This is a genomic window from Niallia endozanthoxylica, from assembly GCF_008710145.1.
GTDB lineage: Bacteria > Bacillota > Bacilli > Bacillales > Cytobacillaceae > Bacillus_BD > Bacillus_BD endozanthoxylica.
Map to the genome: position 1 here is coordinate 11799 of NZ_VYKL01000038.1, position 24644 is coordinate 36442.

26 protein-coding genes are annotated in these 24644 nt (G+C 37.9%); 21 read left to right on the forward strand and 5 right to left on the reverse strand.

What is annotated here, in order from left to right:
• Window positions 1-135: 135 nt before the first annotated feature.
• From F4V44_RS21890 to F4V44_RS21910, 5 genes are all read left to right on the forward strand, one after another.
• A complete protein-coding gene (locus F4V44_RS21890) occupies window positions 136-993 on the forward strand; it encodes an MBL fold metallo-hydrolase (RefSeq protein ID WP_150442139.1) in 858 nt (285 codons plus the stop codon).
• A gap of 135 nt (window positions 994-1128) precedes the next feature.
• Entirely contained in the window at window positions 1129-2115 is a 987-nt protein-coding gene (locus F4V44_RS21895) for a LacI family DNA-binding transcriptional regulator (RefSeq protein WP_150442140.1), read from the forward strand.
• A gap of 185 nt (window positions 2116-2300) precedes the next feature.
• Window positions 2301-3752 (forward strand): sucrose-specific PTS transporter subunit IIBC, encoded by a 1452-nt coding sequence (locus F4V44_RS21900; RefSeq protein ID WP_150442168.1) that lies wholly within the window; start codon window positions 2301-2303, stop codon window positions 3750-3752.
• A 60-nt stretch (window positions 3753-3812) separates the two neighbouring features.
• On the forward strand, window positions 3813-5291 hold the full coding sequence (locus F4V44_RS21905) for a glycoside hydrolase family 32 protein (RefSeq protein ID WP_150442141.1): 1479 nt from the start codon (window positions 3813-3815) through the stop codon (window positions 5289-5291).
• 22 nt (window positions 5292-5313) lie between these two features.
• Window positions 5314-6282: a carbohydrate kinase family protein gene (locus F4V44_RS21910; RefSeq protein WP_150442142.1), complete on the forward strand. Its 969-nt coding sequence runs from the start codon at window positions 5314-5316 to the stop codon at window positions 6280-6282.
• 83 nt (window positions 6283-6365) lie between these two features.
• Here the strand turns inward: F4V44_RS21910 and F4V44_RS21915 are convergent, their stop codons facing one another.
• Entirely contained in the window at window positions 6366-7049 is a 684-nt protein-coding gene (locus F4V44_RS21915; RefSeq protein ID WP_150442143.1) for an SIMPL domain-containing protein, read from the reverse strand.
• 200 nt (window positions 7050-7249) lie between these two features.
• Between F4V44_RS21915 and F4V44_RS21920 the strand changes: the two genes are divergently transcribed.
• Window positions 7250-8134: a selenium metabolism-associated LysR family transcriptional regulator gene (locus tag F4V44_RS21920; protein WP_150442144.1), complete on the forward strand. Its 885-nt coding sequence runs from the start codon at window positions 7250-7252 to the stop codon at window positions 8132-8134.
• A 44-nt stretch (window positions 8135-8178) separates the two neighbouring features.
• Here F4V44_RS21920 and F4V44_RS21925 read toward each other — a convergent pair whose 3' ends face one another.
• Entirely contained in the window at window positions 8179-8883 is a 705-nt protein-coding gene (locus F4V44_RS21925; protein WP_150442145.1) for a pirin family protein, read from the reverse strand.
• A gap of 252 nt (window positions 8884-9135) precedes the next feature.
• On the opposite strand from F4V44_RS21925, the gene F4V44_RS21930 reads away from it, so the two are divergent.
• Window positions 9136-10329 carry an LL-diaminopimelate aminotransferase gene (locus F4V44_RS21930; RefSeq protein ID WP_150442146.1) on the forward strand — a complete coding sequence of 398 codons (1194 nt, stop codon included), beginning with the start codon at window positions 9136-9138 and terminating at the stop codon, window positions 10327-10329.
• Window positions 10330-10501: 172 nt separating this feature from the next.
• Window positions 10502-10813, forward strand: coding sequence for a hypothetical protein (locus F4V44_RS21935; protein WP_150442147.1), 312 nt, complete (start codon window positions 10502-10504; stop codon window positions 10811-10813).
• Between the two features lie 71 nt (window positions 10814-10884).
• Here F4V44_RS21935 and F4V44_RS21940 read toward each other — a convergent pair whose 3' ends face one another.
• Both F4V44_RS21940 and F4V44_RS21945 read right to left on the reverse strand, forming a co-directional pair.
• Window positions 10885-11322, reverse strand: a complete 438-nt coding sequence (locus F4V44_RS21940; RefSeq protein WP_150442148.1) for a DUF2269 family protein — start codon at window positions 11320-11322, stop codon at window positions 10885-10887.
• Window positions 11323-11334: 12 nt separating this feature from the next.
• Window positions 11335-11685, reverse strand: a complete 351-nt coding sequence (locus tag F4V44_RS21945) for an ASCH domain-containing protein (RefSeq protein WP_150442149.1) — start codon at window positions 11683-11685, stop codon at window positions 11335-11337.
• A 187-nt stretch (window positions 11686-11872) separates the two neighbouring features.
• Here F4V44_RS21945 and hemG point away from each other — a divergent pair, with 187 nt between their 5' ends.
• The 13 genes from hemG (at window position 11873) to F4V44_RS22010 (ending at window position 23159) form a co-directional block, all read left to right on the forward strand.
• Window positions 11873-13255, forward strand: coding sequence for a protoporphyrinogen oxidase (gene hemG, locus F4V44_RS21950; RefSeq protein WP_150442169.1), 1383 nt, complete (start codon window positions 11873-11875; stop codon window positions 13253-13255).
• A gap of 218 nt (window positions 13256-13473) precedes the next feature.
• Window positions 13474-14256, forward strand: coding sequence for an IclR family transcriptional regulator (locus tag F4V44_RS21955; RefSeq protein WP_150442150.1), 783 nt, complete (start codon window positions 13474-13476; stop codon window positions 14254-14256).
• Between the two features lie 50 nt (window positions 14257-14306).
• Window positions 14307-15188, forward strand: a complete 882-nt coding sequence (locus tag F4V44_RS21960) for an acetaldehyde dehydrogenase (acetylating) (RefSeq protein WP_150442151.1) — start codon at window positions 14307-14309, stop codon at window positions 15186-15188.
• 25 nt (window positions 15189-15213) lie between these two features.
• Window positions 15214-16239: a 4-hydroxy-2-oxovalerate aldolase gene (gene dmpG / locus F4V44_RS21965; RefSeq protein ID WP_191090806.1), complete on the forward strand. Its 1026-nt coding sequence runs from the start codon at window positions 15214-15216 to the stop codon at window positions 16237-16239.
• Between the two features lie 170 nt (window positions 16240-16409).
• Window positions 16410-16754 carry a YbaN family protein gene (locus F4V44_RS21970; RefSeq protein WP_223882002.1) on the forward strand — a complete coding sequence of 115 codons (345 nt, stop codon included), beginning with the start codon at window positions 16410-16412 and terminating at the stop codon, window positions 16752-16754.
• Between the two features lie 224 nt (window positions 16755-16978).
• Entirely contained in the window at window positions 16979-17893 is a 915-nt protein-coding gene (locus F4V44_RS21975; RefSeq protein ID WP_150442153.1) for a catechol 2,3-dioxygenase, read from the forward strand.
• An 18-nt stretch (window positions 17894-17911) separates the two neighbouring features.
• The gene (locus F4V44_RS21980; RefSeq protein WP_150442154.1) at window positions 17912-18115 is read left to right on the forward strand and encodes a 4-oxalocrotonate tautomerase family protein; all 204 of its coding nucleotides are present in this window, start codon (window positions 17912-17914) and stop codon (window positions 18113-18115) included.
• Between the two features lie 101 nt (window positions 18116-18216).
• The gene (locus F4V44_RS21985) at window positions 18217-19419 is read left to right on the forward strand and encodes an acyl-CoA dehydrogenase family protein (RefSeq protein WP_150442155.1); all 1203 of its coding nucleotides are present in this window, start codon (window positions 18217-18219) and stop codon (window positions 19417-19419) included.
• A gap of 78 nt (window positions 19420-19497) precedes the next feature.
• Window positions 19498-19740, forward strand: a complete 243-nt coding sequence (locus F4V44_RS21990) for a hypothetical protein (protein WP_150442156.1) — start codon at window positions 19498-19500, stop codon at window positions 19738-19740.
• A gap of 149 nt (window positions 19741-19889) precedes the next feature.
• Complete coding sequence (locus F4V44_RS21995; protein ID WP_150442157.1) at window positions 19890-20186, forward strand: 2Fe-2S iron-sulfur cluster-binding protein; 297 nt, start codon at window positions 19890-19892, stop codon at window positions 20184-20186.
• Window positions 20187-20197: 11 nt separating this feature from the next.
• Complete coding sequence (locus F4V44_RS22000) at window positions 20198-22102, forward strand: XylR N-terminal domain-containing protein (protein WP_150442158.1); 1905 nt, start codon at window positions 20198-20200, stop codon at window positions 22100-22102.
• 28 nt (window positions 22103-22130) lie between these two features.
• Window positions 22131-22790 carry an alpha/beta hydrolase gene (locus F4V44_RS22005; protein WP_150442159.1) on the forward strand — a complete coding sequence of 220 codons (660 nt, stop codon included), beginning with the start codon at window positions 22131-22133 and terminating at the stop codon, window positions 22788-22790.
• A 138-nt stretch (window positions 22791-22928) separates the two neighbouring features.
• Window positions 22929-23159, forward strand: coding sequence for an excisionase family DNA-binding protein (locus F4V44_RS22010; RefSeq protein WP_150442160.1), 231 nt, complete (start codon window positions 22929-22931; stop codon window positions 23157-23159).
• Window positions 23160-23187: 28 nt separating this feature from the next.
• Here F4V44_RS22010 and F4V44_RS22015 read toward each other — a convergent pair whose 3' ends face one another.
• Window positions 23188-24555, reverse strand: a complete 1368-nt coding sequence (locus F4V44_RS22015) for an MATE family efflux transporter (protein WP_150442161.1) — start codon at window positions 24553-24555, stop codon at window positions 23188-23190.
• Between the last annotated feature and the right edge of the window lie 89 nt (window positions 24556-24644).

Sequence of the window (24644 nt, forward strand, 5' to 3'; positions counted from 1 at the left end):
CCTAAGAATTGTATACCTTTAGTTTGAAACGAACGTGTCCATTTTATGCTGTCATACTAGCTTATTTCTATCCCGCATAAACAAACAAGACAGGGAGAAGCTATCCATGATACTGAACTAAAGGTGGGAGTTTTATTGGATAAACAAATGTCTTACGGTGCTGATTATAAGTTTATTCCGGCCACTTCAATAGGCAGCGGGGTTGGGATAGAGGTATTGCCGGATTTATTTTGCCATACGATTCAAATTGTAAATATTTGTTTAGCTGGTCAGCCGGATTCAAAGGATTTTGTATTAGTGGACGCTGGTATGCCAGAATCGGCAAATGAAATTATTTCAGTAACGGAGGAACGTTTTGGGAAAAACAATCCGCCGAAAGCAATTATATTAACACACGGGCATTTTGATCATGTTGGTGCGATTATTGAGTTAGTAAACCATTGGCAGGTTCCTGTATATGCACATGAATTAGAAATGCCCTATTTGACGGGGAAAAAGAGGTATCCTGAGCCAGACTCTACCGTTGAAGGAGGGCTGGTTGCCAAAATGTCCCCTATGTTTCCAAATGAACCAATCAATTTAGGGGATCATGTAAAAGCACTTCCTAAAGATGGAAGTGTTCCACATATGCCATCTTTTCAGTGGTTTCACACCCCAGGTCACTCACCAGGACATATTTCACTTTTCCGAGAGGAAGACAGGGCATTAATTGCTGGAGACGCATTTGTTACGGTTAAACAGGAATATCTCTATAAAGTGCTGACACAAGAACAAGAAATTAGCGGTCCTCCTAGATATTTAACGACTGATTGGGATGAGGCGCGTGCATCCATTGAAACATTGGAGAAACTGCATCCATCAGTTGCAATAACTGGTCATGGATTGCCGATGTCAGGAACGCAACTAACAGACAGCTTACAAAAACTTGTGAAGGAATTCGATGCGATTGCTTTACCCGATTATGGGAAATATGTACCGAAAAATATACATTAGCGATAAAAGATATCTGTATCAGGAAAGATGTCAGGCAGTCCATATTCATTTTGGATGCTCGGCATCTTTTATTTTTTTATATAAAATATGAATTAGGATATAATGGAGAAAAGAAACGAATACGGGGAGAAATGAATGGTTAGTACAATATCTGATATTGCAAAAATTGCGGGAGTGGCCAAAAGTACGGTTTCTCGTTATTTAAATGGCGGCTCTGTAGGTGAAGCCACCAAGAAAAAGATTCAGTTGGCAATAGAAGAAACGGGTTATTCACCAAATCCATTTGCTCAAAGCTTAAAGGCAAAGAAAACGAATATTATTGGAACCATCGTTCCGCGGCTTGATTCATATGCTGCTTCACAAACTTTAATTGGGATTGATGAGCAATTGAAAGAAGTAAACTGTCAGATGCTTATTTCCAATACAAGTCAAAAATTAGAACGGGAAATAGAAAGCATCTATAGTTTTGCGAAACAAAAAATGGCCGGTATTATTTTAATGGCAACGGAAATTACAGAATTACATATACAGGCATTTGATGCTGTGAAAATTCCTGTGCTGCTGATTGGTCAAGAGCATAAAGATTTCCCTAGTCTTGTTCATGATGATTTCCATGCCGCTTATGAAATGGGTAAATATATCTTTGGAAAGGGTCATCGTAAAATAGCTTACTTAGGTGTAACAGAAAGAGATATTGCTGTTGGGATTAAGCGCAAACAAGGATTCCAAAAGGCACTGCAGGACAAGGAAGAATGTGAAATCCGATTCTATGAAACAGAATTCAATATTCCAGCAGCGCAAATAACGGCACAGACAATAATAAATGAATTCCATCCATCTATCATTGTCTGTGCAACTGATAATATCGCGTTAGGAGTTCTTAAGGCAGCTTATCTAATGGGTTTATCTATACCTAAGGATCTTTCAGTTACTGGGTTTGGCGGGTATGAGATAACAGAAGTTATTCATCCCGGTCTAACAACAGCCAAGTTTTTTTATCGGGAAGCTGGAAAAAAAGCTGCTGAAACCATTGTTGATCTTATAAATGAAAAACAAATGGATAGATTGACCATATCCCAATTTGAAATTATTGAACGAGAAAGCGTTGACAACTTATTATAAGGGACATATAATACAAATAACGAAACCGGTTCCAAATCATTAAGCTTTGAATCGGTTTCCGTATATTTTTTATCCTAAAATGGAACCGGTTCCATTTTGTTTAAAGAACTGGGATAAATCTTATTTTTTTAGATATTTTTGGAACCGGTTCCTAATTAAAATTATAAATTTAGAGGTGAAAAATGATGAACCATAAGAACATTGCTGAAGAGATATTAGAGGCAATTGGCGGAAAAGAGAATGTATCAGCTGCAGCACACTGCGCTACTCGCCTGAGACTCGTGTTACATGATGAGTCAGTTATAGACCAAACAAAGTTAGATAACATGGAAATCGTAAAAGGAACATTTTCAACAGGAGGACAGTATCAAGTTATTTTAGGTTCTGGAACAGTAAATGAAGTATATAAACACTTTGCAAAACTATCAGGTCAAACGGAGATGTCTACAAGTGATGTGAAAGAAGCAGCTAGCAAAAAGCTGAACCCTCTGCAACAATTTGTGAAAATGCTTTCAGACATTTTCGTACCTATTATCCCGGCAATTGTTGCTGGTGGTTTATTAATGGGGATTAACAATGTCCTGACCGCAGAAGACCTATTTATTGAAGGCAAATCATTAGTAACTGCTTATCCTGGAATGACAGATTTGGCTGCGTTAATTAATACATTTGCCAATGCTGCTTTTGTATTTCTACCCATATTAATCGGTTTTTCAGCCACAAAACGTTTTGGAGGCAACCCTTATCTTGGTGCAGCTCTAGGTATGTTGATGGTTCATCCGGACTTACTAAACGGCTACGGTTATGGGGCTGCTTTACTTAATAACGAAGTTCCTGTCTGGAACATATTTGGATTTGAAATTGAAAAAGTGGGCTATCAAGGAACAGTACTTCCCGTTCTGGCTGCTTCTTTTATTTTAGCAAAAACTGAAAACTCTCTGCGAAAAGTAGTTCCATCTGCATTGGATAATTTGTTGACACCTTTATTCTCGATTTTTATTACCGGCATTTTAACATTTACATTAGTGGGACCGCTAACTCGTTCTGCAGGTAATCTTTTAACGGATGGCATTGTTTGGCTATATGATGTTACAGGTGCTATTGGAGGAATTATTTTTGGTTTATTATATGCGCCGATTGTTATTACGGGAATGCATCATAGTTTTATAGCGGTAGAAACACAATTGCTAGCAGATATGGTTAAGACAGGAGGCTCTTTCATCTTCGTTATTGCTGCGATGTCAAACGTCGCACAAGGGGCTGCAACACTTGCAGTCTTAAAGGTAACTCGTAATGCTAAAGTAAAAGGAACTGCATCTGCTGCAGGAATTTCCGCTTTATTAGGAATTACAGAACCAGCTATGTTTGGAATTAATTTAAAGCTGCGTTATCCATTTATTGGAGCCATCATTGGATCGGGCGCCGCATCAGGTTTTGTCACTTTATTCAAAGTAAAAGCTTCTGCTTTAGGAGCTGCAGGTCTCCCTGGGATTATCTCAATCAGACCTGATACGATTGTTTCTTATATCATTGGTATGGCAATTGCATTTGCCATTTCATTTATTGTCACAATCATATTAGCTAAAAGAGAGGGAAGAAAAGAAAAAGGTACAGGAGTGGAAAAAACAGCAGCGTAATAATGAATACTTGAATGGAGAGTCCCGTGATTCTCCTTTCTTTTTGGGGAGTAGATCAGCATGGAATGGACAAAAGAAGCACGATATAGAGAACTTGAAGACGTTACAAAGGAAGAGTTAACGGCATTAGAAAAAATAGTAAATGAATGTCCGTGGAGGCAAACTTATCATATTCAACCGATTACGGGTCTATTAAACGATCCAAATGGCTTTAGTTACTATAATGGCGAGTATCATTTATTTTACCAATGGTTTCCTCTGGGGCCTGTCCATGGGTTAAAACATTGGTATCATACAAAATCAAAGGACCTTGTTCATTGGGAAAACATCGGAGTTGCAATCAAGCCGTCAAACCAGTTTGATAGTCACGGTGTGTATTCAGGCAGTGCTATTGAACATGAAGGAAATTTGTTTCTCATTTATACTGGTAATACACGAAATGAAAAATGGGAGAGATTTCCTTATCAATGTTTAGCGGTAATGGACCAAAATGGAAAGGTTACTAAAATGGACAAGCCGATTGTAAATGAGGTACCAAAAGGGTATACAGATCATTTCCGTGATCCAAAGGTGTGGAAACAGGACGGCCATTATTATGCAATCATTGGTGCACAAAAAGAAAGCGGTACTGGATGTGTTGTTTTATATCGCTCCTCTGATCTGAAGGAATGGATATTCGCGGGGGAAATCGATACCGGTCTAAAGGATTTTGGCTATATGTGGGAATGTCCGGATTATTTTGAATTAGGCGGGCAGGGGATTCTTCTCTTTTCACCACAAGGCCTGGAATCTAAAGGAGACCATTTTCAAAATATTTACCAGTCAGGTTATGTCATTGGCAGTCCAATAGATTTACAGAAAAAACAGCTCATTCATGGAGAGTTTCAGGAGCTTGACAGGGGCTTTGATTTTTACGCCCCACAAACAATGAATGACCCCCAAGGACGGCGAATTTTAGTTGGTTGGATGGGGCTGCCGGAAATCGATTATCCTACGGATAGAAATGGATGGGCTCACTGTCTGACTCTTCCAAGAGAATTGCTAGTAAGAGAAGGGAAGCTTTACCAAAAGCCTGTAAAAGAACTTGAAAATCTTCGTGGAGAAAAATCAGAAGCTGAAATAACGGTCAAAAATGAATTCGTCTCGATAAATGGATTTAGTGGAGAGGCATATGAGCTTTTTGCTGAGTTCTCTGAAATTACGGCTCAGGAATTTGGAATAGAGGTTCGCGTTGGTGAACACGAAAAAACAATCATCAAATATGATTCAAATGAAAAGAAGGTTATCTTTGATCGATCACATTCAGGACAGTCTGTTGGTAAGGACTTTGGTGACATTCGAAAGTGCCGCTTAGATGCTAAGACGGTCACGTTCCAAGTTTTTGTTGATATCTCTTCAGTTGAAGTGTTTGTTAATAATGGGGAAGAAGTGCTTACAGGAAGAATTTTTCCTCAGCAAAATAGCAGAGGGATTCAGTTTTTTGCTGTTGGTGGTCAAACCAACTTAAAGGCAATGAAATGGAATATTCTTAAAGATTGAATGAATAGATTGAGGTGACAAGATGGGAAAACTGTTTGCAATCGGTGAAGTATTAATCGATTTTATTCCAATGCAAAAAGGGGAAGCCTTAAAAGACGTTCGCACTTTTCAGAGGGCTCCAGGCGGTGCACCGGCAAACGTGGCGGCAGCTGTTTCCAAATATGGACAAAAGTCCGCCATGATTTCTAAATTAGGGATGGATGCTTTTGGGGATTTTTTAATTGAGAAACTGATGGAGGCAGGGGTTGCAACGGATAAAATCTTTCGTACGAGTGAAGCGAATACAGCATTAGCATTTGTTTCTCTGAAGGCAAACGGAGAACGTGATTTTACCTTTTATCGAAACCCTTCAGCTGATTTACTGTTGAACGAGGAAGAAATTAATCCGTCTTGGTTCGAAGAAGGTGATTTTCTTCATTTTTGTTCGGTTGATTTAGTGGAGAGTCCCATGAAACAAGCTCATAAGAAAACGATAAAAGCTGTATCAGAGGCAGGCGGACTTGTATGTTTTGATCCCAATGTAAGGTTGCCGTTATGGAATAATAAAGAGACCTGTAGAAAAGCTATTCTGGAGTTCCTTCCCCTTGCAGATATAGTTAAGATTTCTGACGAAGAACTAGAATTCATAACCGGTATGAAGAATGAGGTAAAAGCACTTCATTCCTTATTTGTTGGAAAAGTAAAAGCAGTCGTATTTACAAAGGGTGCGGCAGGAGCAGAGTTACTATTGCGGTCAGAGAAATATCAATCATCTGGATTTTCTGTTGAAGTAAAAGACACGACAGGTGCCGGTGATGCCTTTATTGGCGGCTTTTTGTTTAAACTGATGGAATTAAATGCTGATTCCATAAACTTGGAGTCTGTCTTAAGGTTGTATCATAAAGAGATATTACGTTTTGCCAATGCAAGTGGAGCTTTAACCACGACAGGATGTGGAGCTATTTCTGCCCTCCCTTCAAAAGAACAGATTGAATGGTTATTAGAAAAATAAAAAAGTGATAGCAAGTTACAGCTAAACGAAAAAAGTTAAACCACTCATTTTGAAGTGGTCTAACTTTTTTCTTAAACTATTTATCAGCTATAAGCATAGACAATTTTCACACGTGCATCGATGGTGAAAGCACCTGTTTGAATCGGGGGTGCTTCCTGTTTGCTGACAGTTGCGGTCACTGAAAAGGAGGGAAAAGGTCTAATTGGTTCATCACGTTGCTCTGTTATTTTTATGGGCATAGGGTTTAGTGACGCACTAATCGTTTTGGCTATTCCAACAGCCTTTTCCTTTGCGTTCTGTATAGCGCTTTGTAGTGCTTCTCGGTAAAAGTAATCCTGTTGTGAAACGAGAAACTGGATCATTCCGCTCCGATTAGCTCCATTTTTTATGGCAGTATCATAAACAATGCCAATGGATTCCAAATCTTTAACAGTTACCTCGAAATGATGCTCCACTTCATAGCCCCTTAGGATTGATTGCCCTTCAATAAAATCATAGCGCGGGTTGACAGTATAGATGGTCGTTCTGATATCATTGTCATCAATTGCCATTTGTTTTAGTGCGTTAATTACTGAATTTGAAATGGCGGCGTTTTCTTGCTGGGCGATTTGTGCATTGGGATTTTCCGTTACTACCCCTAATGTGATAATTGCCTGATCGGGACGGACTTTTATTTGGCCTTCTCCTTCAATGGTCATGGTATAAGGATAGTAGTTTCTATAAGGTGAATACTGTTGAATCTGCTGGTAACGATAGGGAAAATGCATAACATCACCTCTAATGACTATTTTGAATTTCAACCTATGATATGTAGAGAAGCAGTTCAATAGTACGTTATAAGTTATAATGATAGAGAGAAGGACTTTTGCTATAAAGAATATATAGCTATAATAAATGAATCAAAAGGTGAATAAATCATTTTTTATTTAGATGATTATATCTCTTGATGGTTGAAGCGAGGTGTACAATGGATTTACATCAATTATATATTTTTACGAAAGTAGTAGAGCACAGAAGCTTTTCAAAAGCAGCCGAACATGTTTACTTAAGCCAGTCAACTGTCAGTTCGCATATACACTCGTTGGAGAAAATGTTTAATGTCACTCTTTTTGACCGGGTTGGAAGAGAAAGTATCCTGACGCCTCATGGGGAAAGACTATATGAATGGGCCTTAAAGTTATTAGAATTAAAGGACCAGGCATTACTTGATTTAAGCCAGGATATGACAGAACTTAAGGGGAACATCCGTATTGCAGCCAGCTCAGTCCCTGGACAATTTATGATTCCGAAAATGATTAAGCAATTCAGAAAGAATTATCCGCATATTCTCTTTCATATAAAACAGTCATCCTCTAAAAATGCTGCCGAAAAGGTGATAAATGGATCTGTCGATTTTGGTATCATAGGTGAAAAGTACGAACATGACAAGCTTTACTATATACCACTATTAAAAGAGAAATTAGTTCTAGTTTCATCTGAACAACTGGAGTGTACCAGTTCAGTGAGTATCCATGAGCTGGTAAAATATCCTTTCGTTATGCGGCATTCAGATTCTGGAACGAACACACTTGTGGAACGGTTTTTAAAAGAGAATGGAATGACACAGGATCACTTGAATATTATTGCTTATACAGACAGCAGTCAGAGCCTTATGCAGTTTGTGAAGGAAGGGATTGGGATTTCCATTATATCCGAGATTGCAGCAAGAGAATACAGTGGCAGTGAAAAGATATGGATATATGACATTGAGGACTTTTATTATGAAAGGTACTTCTATCTTGTATATAATATTAATCGAACTCAATCGGTAGCATCTAATAAGTTTATTGAAGACGTACTAAACTTGATGTAAGGCAAGAGCGAACAAGGTGTGTTCGTTCTTGCCTTAATATGGTCTTAATCAATTTCCTTTGACATTTCGATTACTAAAAAGTGCGAGGTTTCAGTTGCGTGAATGGTAATACTTTCTTCAACAATTTCCAATCCATCTTTAGCCGTTAAGGGCGTATCATTAATAGTTGATGCTCCTTCTATTTGAACTAGATAGGCTTGTCTTCCTTGCTTTACAGGAAAGGTTATCTCGTTATCCTTTGATAGCTCTAATGAATAGAAGTTGGCATCCTGATTGATTTTAATAGGTGCATCTCCATCTTTATTCGAAACCATATGGAGCCATTTATTATGGCGTTCATCCCAATTAAAGCGGTGGTCGCCATAATTGGGTGTATAGCCGCGCTCGTCTGGTATAATCCAAATTTGCAGCATTCTTAATGTATTTTCTCCGTGATTGTATTCACTGTGCAGGACACCTGTGCCTGCGCTCATATATTGAACTTGACCGCGTGTAATGGAGTTTTGATTCCCCATACTATCTGCGTGAGTCAGCTCTCCCTCTACGACATAGGAAATAATCTCCATATCTCTGTGAGGGTGTGTGCCAAAGCCAGTCTGAGGTGCAATTAAATCGTCATTGATGACGCGCAGCGCACCAAAATTTATATTGGCTGGATTGTAGTATTCTGCGAATGAGAAATGAAAAATACTTTGCAGCCAGCCAAGGTTGCTTCTTCCCATCTTCGTATTGTCTATTTTTCGTAACATGGTGATCTCCTTTAAGCGTTATTTTTTCATTCTGTAAGTATAGGTTTAGCTTAAATGACACGATTCATGATGAATTAATGACTAAAATTACTTCGATATAAAAAATCCTTAATTCAAGATAAATTATAAAAGTTTTTTCATAGGGATGTCAATTAAATATAATTTCTCAATATCTGTCATTATATTAATATGATAATATTTAAATAGAATCTTCAGCAGATTGGAAAATGTAAAAAGATTTGGAGGATAACAATGAAGATTACGGCTTCAGAGAAATTAAAAAAATTAACAACTGGAATTTTCACCGAACTGGCTGATAAAAAGCGGGATGCGCTTAAAAGAGGAAAGGATATTATTGATTTAAGTGTTGGAAGTCCTGATATGACACCCTCAGCGTATGTTGTTGATGCTTTATTAGAGCATAGTAAGGATATAACGAAATATGGATATACGTTAAAGGGAATTGATGAATTTCATGAGGCAGTTGCTCACTTCTATAAACAGCGGTATGATGTTGACCTTCATCCACATGAAGAAGTGTTGCAGCTGATGGGATCTCAAGACGGTCTTTCTCATTTGGCTACAGCAATTGTGAATCCGGGTGAATATGTCCTTGTACCGGACCCAGGTTACCCTATTTATGAGGCTAGTGTAGCGCTTGCTGGCGGTATCGTCTATCCGATGCCATTGTTGGAAGAGAATCAATATCTGCCAAAGCTTGATGAGATTCCGCAAGAGATCTTACAAAAGACCAAAATGATGATTATCAGCTATCCGGGAAATCCGGTTACAGCTTTAGCGAATGCTTCTTTTTTTGAAGAAGTTGTGGCATTTGCGAGAAAATATAATATCCTTGTTGCTCATGATTTTGCTTATTCAGAACTGATTTTCGATCAGCATCCAAAATTAAGCTTTATGTCTATTCCTGGTGCCAAAGAGGTAGGCATTGAATTCAATTCGCTGTCTAAAACCTTTAATTTAGCAGGCTGCCGTATTGGATATGTTGTAGGAAATCCAGAGGCCATAAGTATATTGGCTGCTTTAAAGTCACATATTGATTATGGAATTTTTTATCCGATCCAAATGGCGGCGGTTACTGCGCTTACATCAGACTATACAGCCCTCGATAATCAGGCAAGAGAATATGAAAAGCGCCGGGATATATTAATTGCTGGCTTAGCAAAGGCGGGATGGCAAGTAGCAAAATCTCCTGCAACCATGTTTGTATGGGCCAAGATTCCATCCGGATGGACGTCCCGTGAGTTTGCTTTTGAGTTAATTGAAAAGGCTGGCGTAGCAGTCGTTCCAGGTGATGCCTTTGGCAAATTAGGTGAGGGGTATGTAAGAATGGCTCTTGTCCAAGCTCCTGAAAAGCTTGCCGAAGCTGCGGAGCGAATTCAGCAATTTCTTGAGGAAAAAGTAAATGGTGCCGTGATAGAAAAATAAAAACCTTTGAAAAGCCAGCTATTTTTAAAACGAGCTGGTTTTTTGTCCTCTGTTTTTAATATAAACAAAATCCTTGTAATAGAATAGCAAAGAAACTGAAAAGGTTGATTGTTACAATGATAAGAAACGATTTCAAAAATAAAACATATTAAAATGGGGTAGAGGACTTTTTATGGAAACTCATGTGAAAAATTCATTAGAAGAATGGAAAAGAGAAATTAATGCCCGCTTACAGGAAATTGATGAAGAATACGAGAAAACAAAAAATGAGCTTCAGCTGTATTCTTATAAATTCAGTATTACAAAGCAGGTCGTTCAATCAACCGTTAATGAAGATATTATCCGCAGTATACGAGAAATGTATCATAAGCCATTTGAACAGAAATTTAATCAACTAAAAGAGGTTATTAGAGATTTAGAAGAAAGAAAAAAAGTATTTCAAATGTTTATTGATAAAATTGATAAAGTCATTGAAAAAGAGTAATAGGGTGTGTCAGGCACCACAAAGAGACAAATGGGAAACATTTGTCTCTTTGTGGTGCCTGACACCCTTATTTAGAAAGTCGGCTTTACGACCATAAACCAAAGCATAATCATGAGGAGGATAATGTACATCCAAAGGGAACGAGTCAGTTGCTTCACGAGTTCTTCTTTGTCAGCGTCCTTCTCATGAAACCTCCGCAATTTTGGTGTAAAGGCCCGAGCCAGAAAAAATATTGACGAAAACATTACTACAAGCGTCATGATAATCCAAGGTGTTTTCCATGTCCAAGGACCTAACCATATCAGTAGAATGCCTGAAATAATCAGGACGTGTCCTGCATGCTTTGTCAGCCTGACTACTAATTGAAATGTATGCAGATAGGCAGATAATTCTGCATCCTTTGCCTGGCGCAATTTCTTTAAAACGGGTATGAGCAAAAAGAACGGTCCAATTGAAACAATGGAACTGCTTACGTGTAGATAGATAATTAGTCGGTATAATGCTTCCACTTTTCTCTTACGTTATTCATTAACCGGTCTGAACTCATGTACCCATACTCGCATTTGCGGAAGCCATGGCATCCCTGGATGAAAGGATAGAATAGACTCTTTATATTCTTCAACCGTTTCATAGCCTTCTTGGCGGGCATGTTCATCCGTTAATTCACCAAGTGCTTGTGAATATACCTTTTCCACAACAAACTTTTTACCCTTTAACTCCATGATTTCTCCAACATCAGCATATCTTCCATTTCTGCGGGTTGCTGTTTTCTTTCCTTCGAGAACCTTCTGTACATCTTCCTCCACTGTTACAAGGCGCTCAATTGAACAGGTTTTTGGCGGTAAAGCATTGTTTTCTTCTGAATGATTCATTGTATTAAACTTCCTTTCTTAATATGGTTTTATATAATTTACCACATTTCTTGTCAGACTACTAATGAACTGGTGTTAGGCACCGTAAAAAGACGAATATGTCTCATTTGTTCTTTTACGGTGTCTGACACCACAGAAAATGATACACTTTATTTGAGTGTAATGGAACCTAATTGAGGTGTGAATGATGAAAACAGTATTGGTCATTGGCGGGGGAGTTACCGGCCTGTCAGCCATGTATGAATTGCAAAAATGGAAAAAGGAACATGGGAAAGAGGTTCGTCTTGTTTTGGCGGAGGCATCAGACGAGCTTGGCGGGAAGATTCGTACAGTAAAAACGGGGGATTTTATTATGGAATCCGGCGCTGATTCCATTGTTGCCCGAAAAGCGAATACGATGTCCTTTATTAAAGACCTCGGCTTGGAGAGTAAGGTAGTCCTCAATGATACGGGAAGATCTTATATTTTTACAGACGGGGAATTAAAGCCAATTCCCGAGGAATCTGTATTCGGTATTCCGGCAAGTATTGAGTCATTAGCGAAAAGTACGCTTGTTTCTGCGGAAGGAAAAGTAGAGGCATTAAAGGATTTTTATACAAAGAATCAAACATTCACCAAAAATGATTCAGTTGGATCATTCCTTGAATATTGTTTCGGCAAAGAATTAGTTGAAAAACAAATCGCTCCAGTTCTATCAGGTGTATATTCCGGGAAACTGAGTGATTTAACGATTGCATCAACACTGCCGTATTTGTTGGACTATAAAGAGGAATACGGCAGCATCATCAAAGGATTTGCCGCAAATAAAGATAAATTTCAAAGCGGTGAAAGAAAATTCCTCTCCTTTAAAAATGGCTTAAGTTCACTTATTGATGCTTATGAACAGAAGCTTGAGGATGTTGAGATTTTCAAAAATACAAAAGCCTTAAGTATTAAAAAAACTGGTGATTGCTATCAAGTGACTTTTTCCAATCATGAAGTAATAGAAGTGGACCAATTGATGCTGGGGATTCCACATTCAGAGGCAGAAAAATTACTGATGGATATTGAGCTGAAAAAAGAGTTCAGCCAATTAAAAAATAGTTCAATGATTAGTGTTTACATTGGATTTAATATTCAGGATCAAGTCCTTCCTTTAGAAGGAACGGGGTTTATCACAGCGGACAATAATGAGATTTCCTGTAATGCCTGTACATGGACAAGCCGGAAATGGAAGCATACGTCAAAGAAAGGCAACTTGCTTGTAAGAGTCTTTTATAAGAGCAGTAATCCTGCATATGGGCAATTGCAGGAAATGTCAAAGGATGGGCTGCTGCAATTTGCTCTGTCAGATTTACAAAAAAGTCTTGGGATAGAGGCAGAACCAGTTGTAAGTCTCATAACTGATTGGTCTGGGACTATGCCGAATTATTCGATTTCTCATCCTGAAACCGTTCAGGCAATTGAACGCCAATTGGAGGTAAATTATCCTGGCGTCTTTATTGCCGGCTGTTCATACTATGGTGTCGGGATTCCGGACTGTATAGAAAACGGAAAAAGAACAGCAGAAAAAATCACTTCATCACTATAATAAAAAAACAGGATAGCTTATGAGCTATCCTGTTTTTTTATTAATTTGTTGTTATTCATAAATAATTTCAAATCTGTTCACAGCAATGACAAAATTCCAAAAATATTAAACATTTGGGTAATAAAAAAATATTGACGAAAGATAGAATGACCGTTATGATAAGAATGTAGAAATTAATTACGAACGGCATTCGATAATGTCGGACTAAGGAGGCAGTCGTGGCAGAACGTTTCATACAGTCTGTAGAAAGAGCTGCAGATATCCTTGAATTGTTTTTGATTTCTAAACCAGAATTAAGCGTTAAAGAAATCAGCGAACAACTAGGCTTGTCAAAAAGCACTGTTCACGGTCTGATCAAAACCTTAGAGCATAGAGGATACCTACAGCAAAATCCAGATGATTTAAAGTACAGTCTCGGTTTAAAGCTTTTTGAACTAGGCTCTTTCATTGGAAATCAATTAGACATTGTTAAAATTGCCCAGCCAATCATTAAAGATACGGTAGAAAAGCTGAAAGAAACGGTACACCTTGTTATTAGACAACAGGATGAATTAATTTATGTTGAAAAGTTGGAAGGACCGCATACGTTAAGAATCTACTCACACGTAGGAAAAACGGCTCCTATTCATTGCACAGGTGTAGGGAAAGCAATTCTTGCTTATCAGGATGAAAAAGAAGTTGACCGCATTCTATCGTCAACTAAGCTGGAATCATTTACAGAATTTACTGTAACCGATATCAATGAAATTAAAAAACAGTTGGATTTTACGAGAGAACATGGTTATTCTATGGATGATGAAGAAATCGAAATAGGACTTAAATGCATTGCTGCCCCCATATTTGATCATGCTGGAAATGCAATCGCTTCAATCAGTTGTGCTTCACCGAAAATGCGACTGACAGAAGATCGGCTTCCGGTGGTAATAGAGGGGATTAAAGAGGCTGCATTTGAAATTTCAAGATGTTTAGGCTACAAAGATGTTTCTCATTCAAAAAAGTGAGAACAGATTAATTTATAATAAAGACTTTTTAACATAGGAGGAGAATTATTTTGGCAAAATTAAAAGCAGCTATTATCGGTTCAGGTAATATTGGTACAGACCTTATGGTCAAATTAGGAAGATCAGAGTATTTAGAGTTAACAGCAGTTATCGGGATTGATCCTCAATCAGACGGTTTACGCCGTGCAGTAGAAGCAGGTTATGCAGGTGTTAGCACTGGAATCGACGGTTTCTTTGAACAAGGTTTAGAAGCAGACATTATGTTTGACGCAACAAGTGCAAAAGCACATATTTACAACGATAAATTATGTCAAGAACGCGGCATTAAAATGCTTGACTTAACACCTGCTGCAATTGGACCTTACGTATCACCAGCAGTAAACGTTGACGAACATTTAGATAAAAGCAATATCAATATGATTACTTGCGGCGGACAAGCTACTATTCCAATGGTTGCTGCTATTAACCGCGTATCTAACGTTGTATACGGCGAAATCGTTGCTACTATTTCAAGTAAATCTGCAGGCCCTGGTACACGTGCGAATATCGATGAATTTACTGAAACAACTTCAAAAGCAATCGAAGTAGTTGGCGGAGCTGACAAAGGAAAGGCGATTATCATCTTAAACCCTGCTGAACCTCCAATCATGATGCGTAATACTGTATACGCGCTTGTTGAAGAAGGCACAATGAACGAAGAAGGTATCCGTGAATCAATTAAAGAAATGGAAAAAACTGTTCAATCTTACGTTCCTGGTTACCACTTACGTGCGGAACCAATTTTTGAAGGCAATAAAGTAACTGTTCTTCTCGAAGTTAAAGGTGCTGGAGATTACTTACCGGAATATTCTGGTAACTTAGATATCATGACATCTGCAGCTGTTCGTATTGCTGAAGAGTTTGCGAAAAAAGAATTAAAGGAAACAGTTTGAGCTGAAGAAAGGGGAAAATAATAACATGACAATCGAAAGAGATATTCAAATCACAGAAGTTGCATTACGTGACGGAAGCCATGCTGTTCGACACCAATATACAGTAGAACAAGTACAAGATGTAACAAAAGGATTAGCTGACGCTGGGGTACCATATATCGAAGTAACACATGGTGACGGTTTAGCAGGTTCTTCTTTACAATACGGTCTATCTAAAGTAGACGATATAAAGTTAATCGAAGCAGCAGTAGATGTTGCTGGTGATTCAAAAATTGCTGTTCTTTTACTGCCTGGTATCGGAACAATTGAAGATTTGAAAGAAGCAGCTAGCGTAGGTGCAAAAATGGTTCGTGTTGCAACACATGTAACAGAAGCAGACGTTGCTCCTCAACATATCGCTATGGGTAAAGAATTAGGAATGGAAGCAGTTGGATTCCTAATGATGTCTCACATGGCTCCTGTTGAAAAATTAGTTGAACAAGCTAAATTAATGGAAAGCTACGGAGCAGATATCGTATACATGACTGACTCTGCAGGTTATTTACTTCCTGAACAAGTAACAGAACGTATCAATGCATTAAGACAATCACTTCAATGTGAAATTGGTTTCCATGGCCACAACAACCTTTCTATGGCAATGGCTAACTCTGTTGCAGCTATTAAAGCTGGTGCAACTCGCATTGACGGTAGTGTTCGCTGCTTTGGTGCAGGTGCTGGTAATACACAAACTGAAGCTCTTGTAGCTGTTTGTGAGCGTATGGGAATCAAAACTGGTATTGATTTATATAAAATTGAAGATTTAGCAGAAGACATTGTTGCACCTCTTCTTCCTGTAACACCAACGATTACAAGAGAGGCAATCACACTTGGCTATGCAGGTGTATACTCAACATTCGCATACCATGCAAAACGTGCAGGCGAACAATTTGGCATTGACGCTCGTGACATCTTAATCGAATTAGCAAAACGCCAAGTTGTCGGCGGACAAGAAGATATGATCATTGATGTTGCAGCAGAAATGGCTAGAGCAAAAGCAGTAGCATCTAAATAATAGTAGTTTATAAAGATAAAGGGAGATTCTTCTATATTAATAGTTGAATCTCCCTTTTGAATTTCTATGAGATTTTTTTGTTTTCAAACTTGAGATAAGATATACTTTTTTATGGATACTTGATGGAAAGGAGATAATTAATCATCAAAACGATAGTCAATGCACTATTTATACTAGCAGGATTTTTATCTCTGGGATTAGGAATAATAGGAATTGTATTGCCTTTAATACCAACAACGCCGTTATTTCTTTTAGCGGCCTTTTGCTTTGTAAAAGGTTCTAAGAAATTTGATCGATGGTTTAAAGGGACGGACATGTATAAGAAATATTTAGAGGATTTTGTGAGAGATAAATCCATGACCCGAAAGCAAAAATGGAGTATTTCGCTGTTCGCCGATGTGATGATTGCGATTGCTTTTTTTCTTACGGACAAGATTTTTGTGAGAATCATCCTGCTGCTCGTTGTTGCTTATAAATATTATTATTTTATCTATAAAATAAAAACCGTTAATTAGTTAGGGCTGCCAAGGTAAAACTTGGCGGTCTTTTTGTTTTAAATGATGGAATAATTATGAAACAGCTACAAACCTTTATTCAATTAGTACGAATCGTACAAAAAAAATAAATCTGTGCGTATGAAAAACGACACAACTAACTGTATATTCAGAAAATATATAAAATTATAATAAATTTATAAGTAGCAATAAAACTTACTAACAAAAATGAAGGAGTGTTAGAAATGGGTATTATGAGAATTGGCAAAGCTGAATTAAGAGTATTGGATCTTGAAGAATCTGTAAATTACTATACAAATATTATTGGATTAGAAGAAGTAGGAAGAAGTGCAGGTAGAGTTTATTTGAAGGCTTGGGATGAATTTGATCATCACAGTCTGGTATTACAAGAGGCAGATTCTCCAGGACTTGATCACTTTGCTTTTAAAGTTCGGAATGAATCAGACCTTGAGTATTATGAAAGGAAAATCGAACAATTCGGCTGTACGTTAAAACGGGTTTCAAAGGGCACCAGATTAGCAGAAGGGGAAGCCATTCGCTTTACACTTCCAACTGGGCATCAGATGGAATTATATCATGACATTGAACATCTAGGGAAGAAGACAGGAACTTTAAACCCGCATCCTTGGCCAGATGAAATGAAGGGGATTGCACCTCATCGCCTAGATCATGTACTTTTAATTGGTGATGATGTGAAGACAGTCACAAGATTGTTCACTGAGGCGCTTGAAATGTTCCAAAGTGAAAGAATCATGACTTTAGATGGGGAAGATATGGTGGGAAGTTTTATGCATGCTCAAAATGGGAAAGCACATGATATTGCTTTTATTAAAGGACCAGACAATAAATTACACCATGCAGCCTTCAAGGTTGAAACCTGGTTTGATGTATTGCAAGCTGCAGATCGACTTGCTAGATATGATGTACCAATTGAAGTAACACCTACACGCCATGCTATGACAAGAGCAGAAACCATCTATTTCTTTGATCCATCTGGAAACCGAAACGAAGCTTATTCAGGCGGATATATTACATATCCTGATTCACCTACAATTACATGGACAGAGGATAAAATTGCCCATGGAATTTTCTACCATAGAAAAGAAATGATTGAATCATTCGTTAATGCGCTTACTTAATAGAAAAGAGGTTAGGATATGCCAATCATTGAAGTAAAGTTATTTGGTGAACTTTCACCAAATCATAAAGAACAATTGATTAAGGAAACATCTAACACGGTTTCAACTGTTTTAAATCTTCCATTAAGTACCGTGCGTGTGCTGCTTCATGAGCTGCCAACCGAAAATTGGGGCATTGAAGGAGAATCGGTAAAAAAGAGGCTAGAAAAGACAGTAAAATAGAAAAAAATTTTTTCTTTACCGGTCTTTGTAAGCGGTATCAGACTGAATTGAAAGCATGAATAGGAACTCTCGCTACTTATATATAAGGAGGAATATGCATTATGGCTACTGATAACGTTTTGTTAAAGGGAAAAATGGATAGAGAAACATTGCTTGCTAATGCTGAGGTTATTGGAAAAATGGCTGAGGCTGAAGCCATGGAGGCCGACAAAAATGGACATCTTTCTGATAAAGTATCCCAAGCTATGAAAGAAGCAGAGTTTCATAAATTATTGAAACCAAAGAAATATGGCGGTTATTCAGTAGACTTAACAACGTATACGGAAATGATTCGTACAGTAGCCCGCCATAGTATGGCAGCAGCTTGGCTTGCTTATTTCTATTCTGCCCATGAAGTTTGGCCTGCCTATCTTCCACCAAAAGGAAGAGATGAAGTTCTTGGAGGGGACACGCTGCTTGTTGATGTTGTTGCTCCTGTCGGTAAGGTTAAAAAGGATGGAGAGGGATTCCGACTATATGGACAGTGGAATTTCTGCAGTGGTGTTCTTTCAAGTGATTGGATCGGTCTCGGAGCAATGGCAGAACTAACTGAAGGAGAAGGACCTGAATATTGTTTGTTTGTACTGCCAACATCTGATGTTGAGATAGTCCATAACTGGGACACGATTGGCATGCGTGGTACAGGCAGTAATGGCGTTCTTGTTGAAGGCTCTTATGTTCCTCCACACATGGTATTACCTGCTAAAAATTTATTTGCAACCGGAGTTCCTGTTGGTGGGGATTATGATGAGAATGACCCTGTCTATCGGATGCCGTTTATGCCGCTTTTCCTACTGGGATTCCCGGCGGTTTCAATCGGCGGTATTGAAAGGCTCATTTCAATATTCCAAGAACGCACTGAAAAACGCGTTCGTGTCTTTAAAGGCGGGTCTAATGAAAGTAAATCCGGTGGTAGCCAGCGTCTTCTTGCTGAATTAAAAATAGAATTAGCAGCATGCTTGGGGCTTTTAGATCGTTATGTTCAAATTCTTGAAAAATGGCAGGAAGAAGGAAGAAATGTTGTTTCAGATGAAGAGCGGGAGGAAGTATTCGCAATAAGAGGGCATGTTGCAGCTAAAACAAGGGATATGGCTGTCAAAATTTTGACGACACTCGGAGGAACCGCTATTTACAAAGGAGATCCTGCTGAACTATTTACAAGAGATATTTTAGCAGTGAGTTCCCATCCTAACAGCTTATGGGAAGATTCAATGGCTGCTTATGGCAGAACGTTATTTGGATTACCTGGTGATCCTGTTTGGTAATCGTGTAATAAATGTAACTTTTTAGTTTCGTTGATAAAGCTGGGTCAGAATTGAAGATTAGTTGATGATCTTCAATTCTTGAACCAATGCCAAAAAAACGGATTATATCACATTGAAGCGCAAGTGGGAGAACAAATTTATCATGGTGTAGCTTATGTACGTCCTGATAGTGCAGAAACCTCTATATTTGAGGTCCAGGTAGTATTACCGCTTAAAAAAAGCAAGGATTTGATAATAAAACTCAAATGGCTTAATCAAGTAACAGATGCGGAACGAATAAAACCATCCAAACTAGCAGCACGTGCATCATATATGTTCTGACTTTTTCGAAAACAAAAAAGGGATTTTTCCATTTTGATAGAATAATAATAATTGCCTGTCCAATTAGATGGTAATGGTGGATATTCCCTTTTTTGTTATATAACAATAATTTATTAAAAAGATGTGTTGAAAGGAAAGGGAATAGAAGTATGCTAAATATAAAAGTACTGGATCAAAACGGACCTATTATTACTTGTGATGAAAACGAAAGTCTTTTAGATGCTTCAAACAGACAAGGTGTCAAAATCCCATATGCTTGCAAGGGAGGGGGCTGTGGACTGTGCAAAGTTAAAATAGAAGAAGGTGAATATTTTAGAAAGAAAATGTCTATGGCAACTTTGCCTGAAAGTGAGAGGGAGTTAAACTACACTCTAGCATGTAAAACATATCCGAGAAGTAATCTTACAGTTTTGACAGATTTATCAAAAGTTGCAAATTCCCTATAGGTGGTGAATACATGGAAGCTAGTGGACTTTATTTAGAGCAGATATATAACGTTCCTGGTAAACACATCAAAAACGTTTCACTAGATCGCATGTTAACGATTCCTGCATCTGCACTCGGTACACTCCGCCAGGAACTTACGGAAACTATTGGTTTAGAACGGACGAAAGGGTTTTTACTAAGATATGGGTGGCATTGTGGAATAAGTGATGCAGAGAAAATAAAGAAAATGAATTGGGATAATCAAAAAGAGCTTCTTCGTGCAGGACCTAAACTGCATATTCTTCATGGCTATTTAAAGGATGCACAGGAGGTAGCTGTCGAGGTTGACTTTTCTGCTGGAACAATCAATCATGAAGCGATTTGGAAAAACTCATATGAAGCCGAGGAGTATCTTAGAATCTTTGGAAAAAGTGACCAGCCAGTTTGTCATACTGTTGTCGGTTATGCCAGCGGCTATTTATCGACAATTCTTGGAAAAAAGGTTATTACTAAGGAAGTTGAATGTATGGCAATGGGACACAAACACTGCCGTGCTGTTTGTCATACCGTTGAGGAATGGGATGGGGAAGTAGATGAAGAGCTTAAATATTATGAGTCTAATAGTATCATAGATGAATTGGACAACACATTCAAAAAGTTAAAAGCTGAACGGGATAACCTTAGTAAGTTTTATGAGGCCCATCATATCTTAACGAAAGAAGTACTTCGGGAAAGTGATTTAGGCTCAATTGCAAAAGCGCTTTATAAGATTAGTGGGTTACCGGTTTTTATTGTAAATGAGGAAATGAATCCGCTTGCAACAGCAGGTGCTGCAGAGCAAGATATTGTCTGTTTTACAGACAACTTAAAAAATATGCAGAACTCTTTAAATGGCTTAGGGGAAATTAACAAATCAACTAATTTAGAGTTGTCCCATGACATGTACACACTCATAACCCCTATCTACTTGAATAAAAAAATAGTAGGTTATTGTTCTTTTCTTTATCGTGATCAAGTACCGCAAGAGGTTGATCAATTATTTTTGGAACAGGGATCCATGGCGTGTTCACTTTATTTAATGAACGAACGAACACGTATTATGACAGAGCAGCGAATTCAAGGAAACCTATTAGATGATTTGTTAGCCAAGAGAATCTCTGAAGATGAAATAAGGAAAAAAGCTTTCTACATTGAATTTCAATTAGAAGGCCCCTACTTTATGATTGGGCTTTCAAAACCGAAAGAAAGCTTGGAGGATACCGATGAGTATGGTGCTTTGCATGAGTTGACGAGTGATATTTCTCTATTCCTTAAGGATCGAAAAATCAATGCGTTGCTTGGGGAAAAATGGGGGCACATAGTCATTCTAATGTCGGAAGGATTGCCGATAAATAGTACAAAAAACAAGAATGGTTTTTGTCAATCTCTTATTGATTACTGTTCTAGGAAATATCCCGAGTATCAATTAAAAGCAGGCATTAGCTCTACTACTGAAAAAATTGAAGAAGCATCTCAGCTATTCGATGAATGTCTATCTGCATTAAAGGTTGCAAACGATAGAAGAAAAGTTGTATTTTTTGACTCTCTAGGAATTGAAGGAGTCATGTATCACATGAAAAATGTTAAGCCGATTGAAAAGTTTATCAAAAAAAAATTGGGGAATTTAATAAAAGAAGATAAATTTAAAGACATGGAATTAACGAGAACGTTATACTGCTACCTTAATAATGGAAGTAACCTTTATAAAACAGCCCGAACGATGAGCCTTTCTATCAGCGGGTTACGATACCGATTACGGAAAATAAATGAAATTCTAGAAACAGACATCAATAATCCAAAGGTCGGATCTCAAATCTTTTTAGCTCTTCAATTTTTTATCTATTGGGGAGAAATTGATTTGGAAGCCGATGTGGATTTAAATATAGATGAATTTTAAAAGTTTACTATTTATGGAGGTAATTGTTATGCAAAGTCCATATGAATACATTGTTTACTTACCGTCAAATTTGGAAACAGGTAAAAAGTATCCTGTTATTTTCGGATTACATGGAATTGGATATAACGAAGAGGATATGCTCTCATTAGTTAAAAATCTAAAGGAAGAGTTTATTCTAATTGGAATACGTGGAAATCTTACATATGAAGAAGGATATGCTTACTATTATTTAAAAAGCTATGGTAATCCTGAACGTGAATTATTCGATTCCAGCATAGAGAATTTGAAAGAGTTTATTGAAAATGCAAGTAAGCAATATCCAATTGATGAGGAACGGAAGTATGTGATTGGTTTTAGCCAAGGAGCGATTCTTAGTATGAGTCTTGCTTTAATTCTCGGGAACTCGATTAAGGGTATTGTGGCTATGAATGGTTATATACCAGAATTTGTGAAGGAAGAATTCCCTCTTAAATCAATTCAGCAGACTGCATTTCTCGTCATGCAGGGAGAAAAGGATGAGATATTTCCACTCCAGATTGGATTAGAAAATTATGAGTACTTACAGCAGCATGCAGGTTCTGTTAAATATACCATCTATCCTTCTGGACATGTAGTAACTGAAGAAATGAAAAATGATTTAGTTTACTGGATTGCAAAGGATGCGGCCGAAGAGAAAGTCGGAAAATAATTTACTTTTCAATAATAAAATGAAAAATGCGTTCCGATAAAAGGGACGTTTTTTCTTTTTTATGGAAGAATTTAATCTATCATTGTAAAATAGCCCTATAATAGAATATATACTGAAGTATTAGGAGTGACGAAGGAAGTGTACTTAACACTAAAAGAGGCTGCAGAGTATTTGTCCTTATCTGAGTCTGTTATTGAAAAGCTCATCCAGCAAAGGCGCATTCGGGCCATACATGATGGAGAGCAATATTTGCTCAGCAAGGAACAATTCTCCACTCATTTTAAGCAGCTTGAAAAGTATAAAGAACTGGTGGAAGAGTATTTGAGTGAACCGATTCCGGAGGACAGAGATATAAAGGATGAGGACTAAAGAAAAAAGGCTTAGACAGTACTGATGTCTAAGCCTTTTTTGTCCGTAAATGACTTACTTTTATACTTCTTTCCCAAGGTCTGTGATTCCAGCGTTTCAGCGCAAGCAGGCCCCTTATCCATTCATCCATTCCTTGGGCAATCCAAATCCCAAGTAATCCTAAGCCAAAGTGAACTCCTAGTATATAGCTAAAGACAACGGCAATTCCCCACATGAAGATAATGCCTGTAATAAGCGGAAAACGGGCATCGCCAGTTGATTTTAATGTGTTCATTAATACAATATTCATCGCTCTTCCTGGCTCAATAAAAACAATCGCCCATAAAACAGGTATGCCGACAGTTAAGATATTTACATCATCAGTAAAAATACTTAAAATGGGAGAACCAATAGAAGCAATGATTAATGAAACGGTTAAAGAGGCTGCCATAGAAATTTTAAGCGTACGTATTCCGCGCTGAAAAGCACGCTCAAACTCTATTCCGCCAATATGACGGGCAACTAAAATTTGCGTACCCATCGAAATCGCCATCGTAAACATAAAACATAGCATGGAAATGTTAAGGATATAAACACGGGCTGCAAGAGATGAGGCACCAAGAGATACTACGATGCCCGTAATAATTAGTTGTGAAAATTGATAGGATAAACCTTCGCCAGCAGATGGAAGTCCGATTGAAAGTAATCCTCGAAAATCATCTGGATTAAACTTCAGGATATCCCGTAATTTGATAGAGAATGAAAGCTTTTTATATAACAAATAAAGTAGTAAGATAACTGAAATGGCCCGTGCAGCTACAATCGCCCATGAAACACCACTTACACCTGTTAGGGGCAGGCCGAATATACCTGAAAGGGCTAAGATATTTCCGCCAATGCTTACAACGTTCATAAGTACTGTTACATACATTGATTCTTTTGTGTAGCCATAGCTCCTTAGTACGGCGCTGAGTGCAAGCGAAAGGGATTCAAAAAACAGTGAAAGTCCACATATTTTTATGAAAATAAGTCCATATTCAAATACTTTTCCTTGAACATCAAATAGCCTCAGAAAATGTTCCCCAAAAAAGAAGACAATGAGAGCAACGATGACACCAAACCAAAAGTTCATTCCAAAGGCAGAGCGAGCCATTTGTCTAGCTTGCTGAAGCTGTCCTGCACCTAGCTTTTGTCCAACTAAAATAGTTGCACCAATTGATGTTACGTTGAAAACTAAAATAAAGATATTTAATAGTTGATTCGCTACACCAACGCCTGCAGCGGCAGAGTCTGAATAATGACCAAGCATGAAGGTTGCAATGATTCCCATACTCATGTGCAATGCTATTTCAATAAAGAGAGGCCAAGTTATTTGAAAGAGAGTTTGTTCTTTATAATTACCGGTTTGTTCATTCAACTTCCATTTTCGCCCCTTTACTTTTTTATTTGACAATACTAATCTATTTTAATCCTATTTTATAAAAAGTAAAGAGGGATAGTTTAATT

Bases quoted from the DNA above. Each gene is read 5' to 3' on its own strand.
- F4V44_RS21915 (WP_150442143.1), bottom strand. From the start codon at position 7,049: ATGCATTTTCCCTATCGTTACCAGCAGATTCAACAGTATTCACCTTAT.
- F4V44_RS21905 (WP_150442141.1), top strand. From the start codon at position 3,813: ATGGAATGGACAAAAGAAGCACGATATAGAGAACTTGAAGACGTTACA.
- F4V44_RS22000 (WP_150442158.1), top strand. From the start codon at position 20,198: ATGGAAGCTAGTGGACTTTATTTAGAGCAGATATATAACGTTCCTGGT.
- F4V44_RS21985 (WP_150442155.1), top strand. From the start codon at position 18,217: ATGGCTACTGATAACGTTTTGTTAAAGGGAAAAATGGATAGAGAAACA.
- F4V44_RS21945 (WP_150442149.1), bottom strand. From the start codon at position 11,685: ATGAATCATTCAGAAGAAAACAATGCTTTACCGCCAAAAACCTGTTCA.
- hemG (WP_150442169.1), top strand. From the start codon at position 11,873: ATGAAAACAGTATTGGTCATTGGCGGGGGAGTTACCGGCCTGTCAGCC.
- F4V44_RS21910 (WP_150442142.1), top strand. From the start codon at position 5,314: ATGGGAAAACTGTTTGCAATCGGTGAAGTATTAATCGATTTTATTCCA.
- F4V44_RS21900 (WP_150442168.1), top strand. From the start codon at position 2,301: ATGAACCATAAGAACATTGCTGAAGAGATATTAGAGGCAATTGGCGGA.
- F4V44_RS21975 (WP_150442153.1), top strand. From the start codon at position 16,979: ATGGGTATTATGAGAATTGGCAAAGCTGAATTAAGAGTATTGGATCTT.
- F4V44_RS22005 (WP_150442159.1), top strand. From the start codon at position 22,131: ATGCAAAGTCCATATGAATACATTGTTTACTTACCGTCAAATTTGGAA.
- F4V44_RS21980 (WP_150442154.1), top strand. From the start codon at position 17,912: ATGCCAATCATTGAAGTAAAGTTATTTGGTGAACTTTCACCAAATCAT.
- F4V44_RS21930 (WP_150442146.1), top strand. From the start codon at position 9,136: ATGAAGATTACGGCTTCAGAGAAATTAAAAAAATTAACAACTGGAATT.
- F4V44_RS21935 (WP_150442147.1), top strand. From the start codon at position 10,502: ATGGAAACTCATGTGAAAAATTCATTAGAAGAATGGAAAAGAGAAATT.
- dmpG (WP_191090806.1), top strand. From the start codon at position 15,214: ATGACAATCGAAAGAGATATTCAAATCACAGAAGTTGCATTACGTGAC.
- F4V44_RS21925 (WP_150442145.1), bottom strand. From the start codon at position 8,883: ATGTTACGAAAAATAGACAATACGAAGATGGGAAGAAGCAACCTTGGC.
- F4V44_RS21920 (WP_150442144.1), top strand. From the start codon at position 7,250: ATGGATTTACATCAATTATATATTTTTACGAAAGTAGTAGAGCACAGA.
- F4V44_RS21895 (WP_150442140.1), top strand. From the start codon at position 1,129: ATGGTTAGTACAATATCTGATATTGCAAAAATTGCGGGAGTGGCCAAA.
- F4V44_RS21995 (WP_150442157.1), top strand. From the start codon at position 19,890: ATGCTAAATATAAAAGTACTGGATCAAAACGGACCTATTATTACTTGT.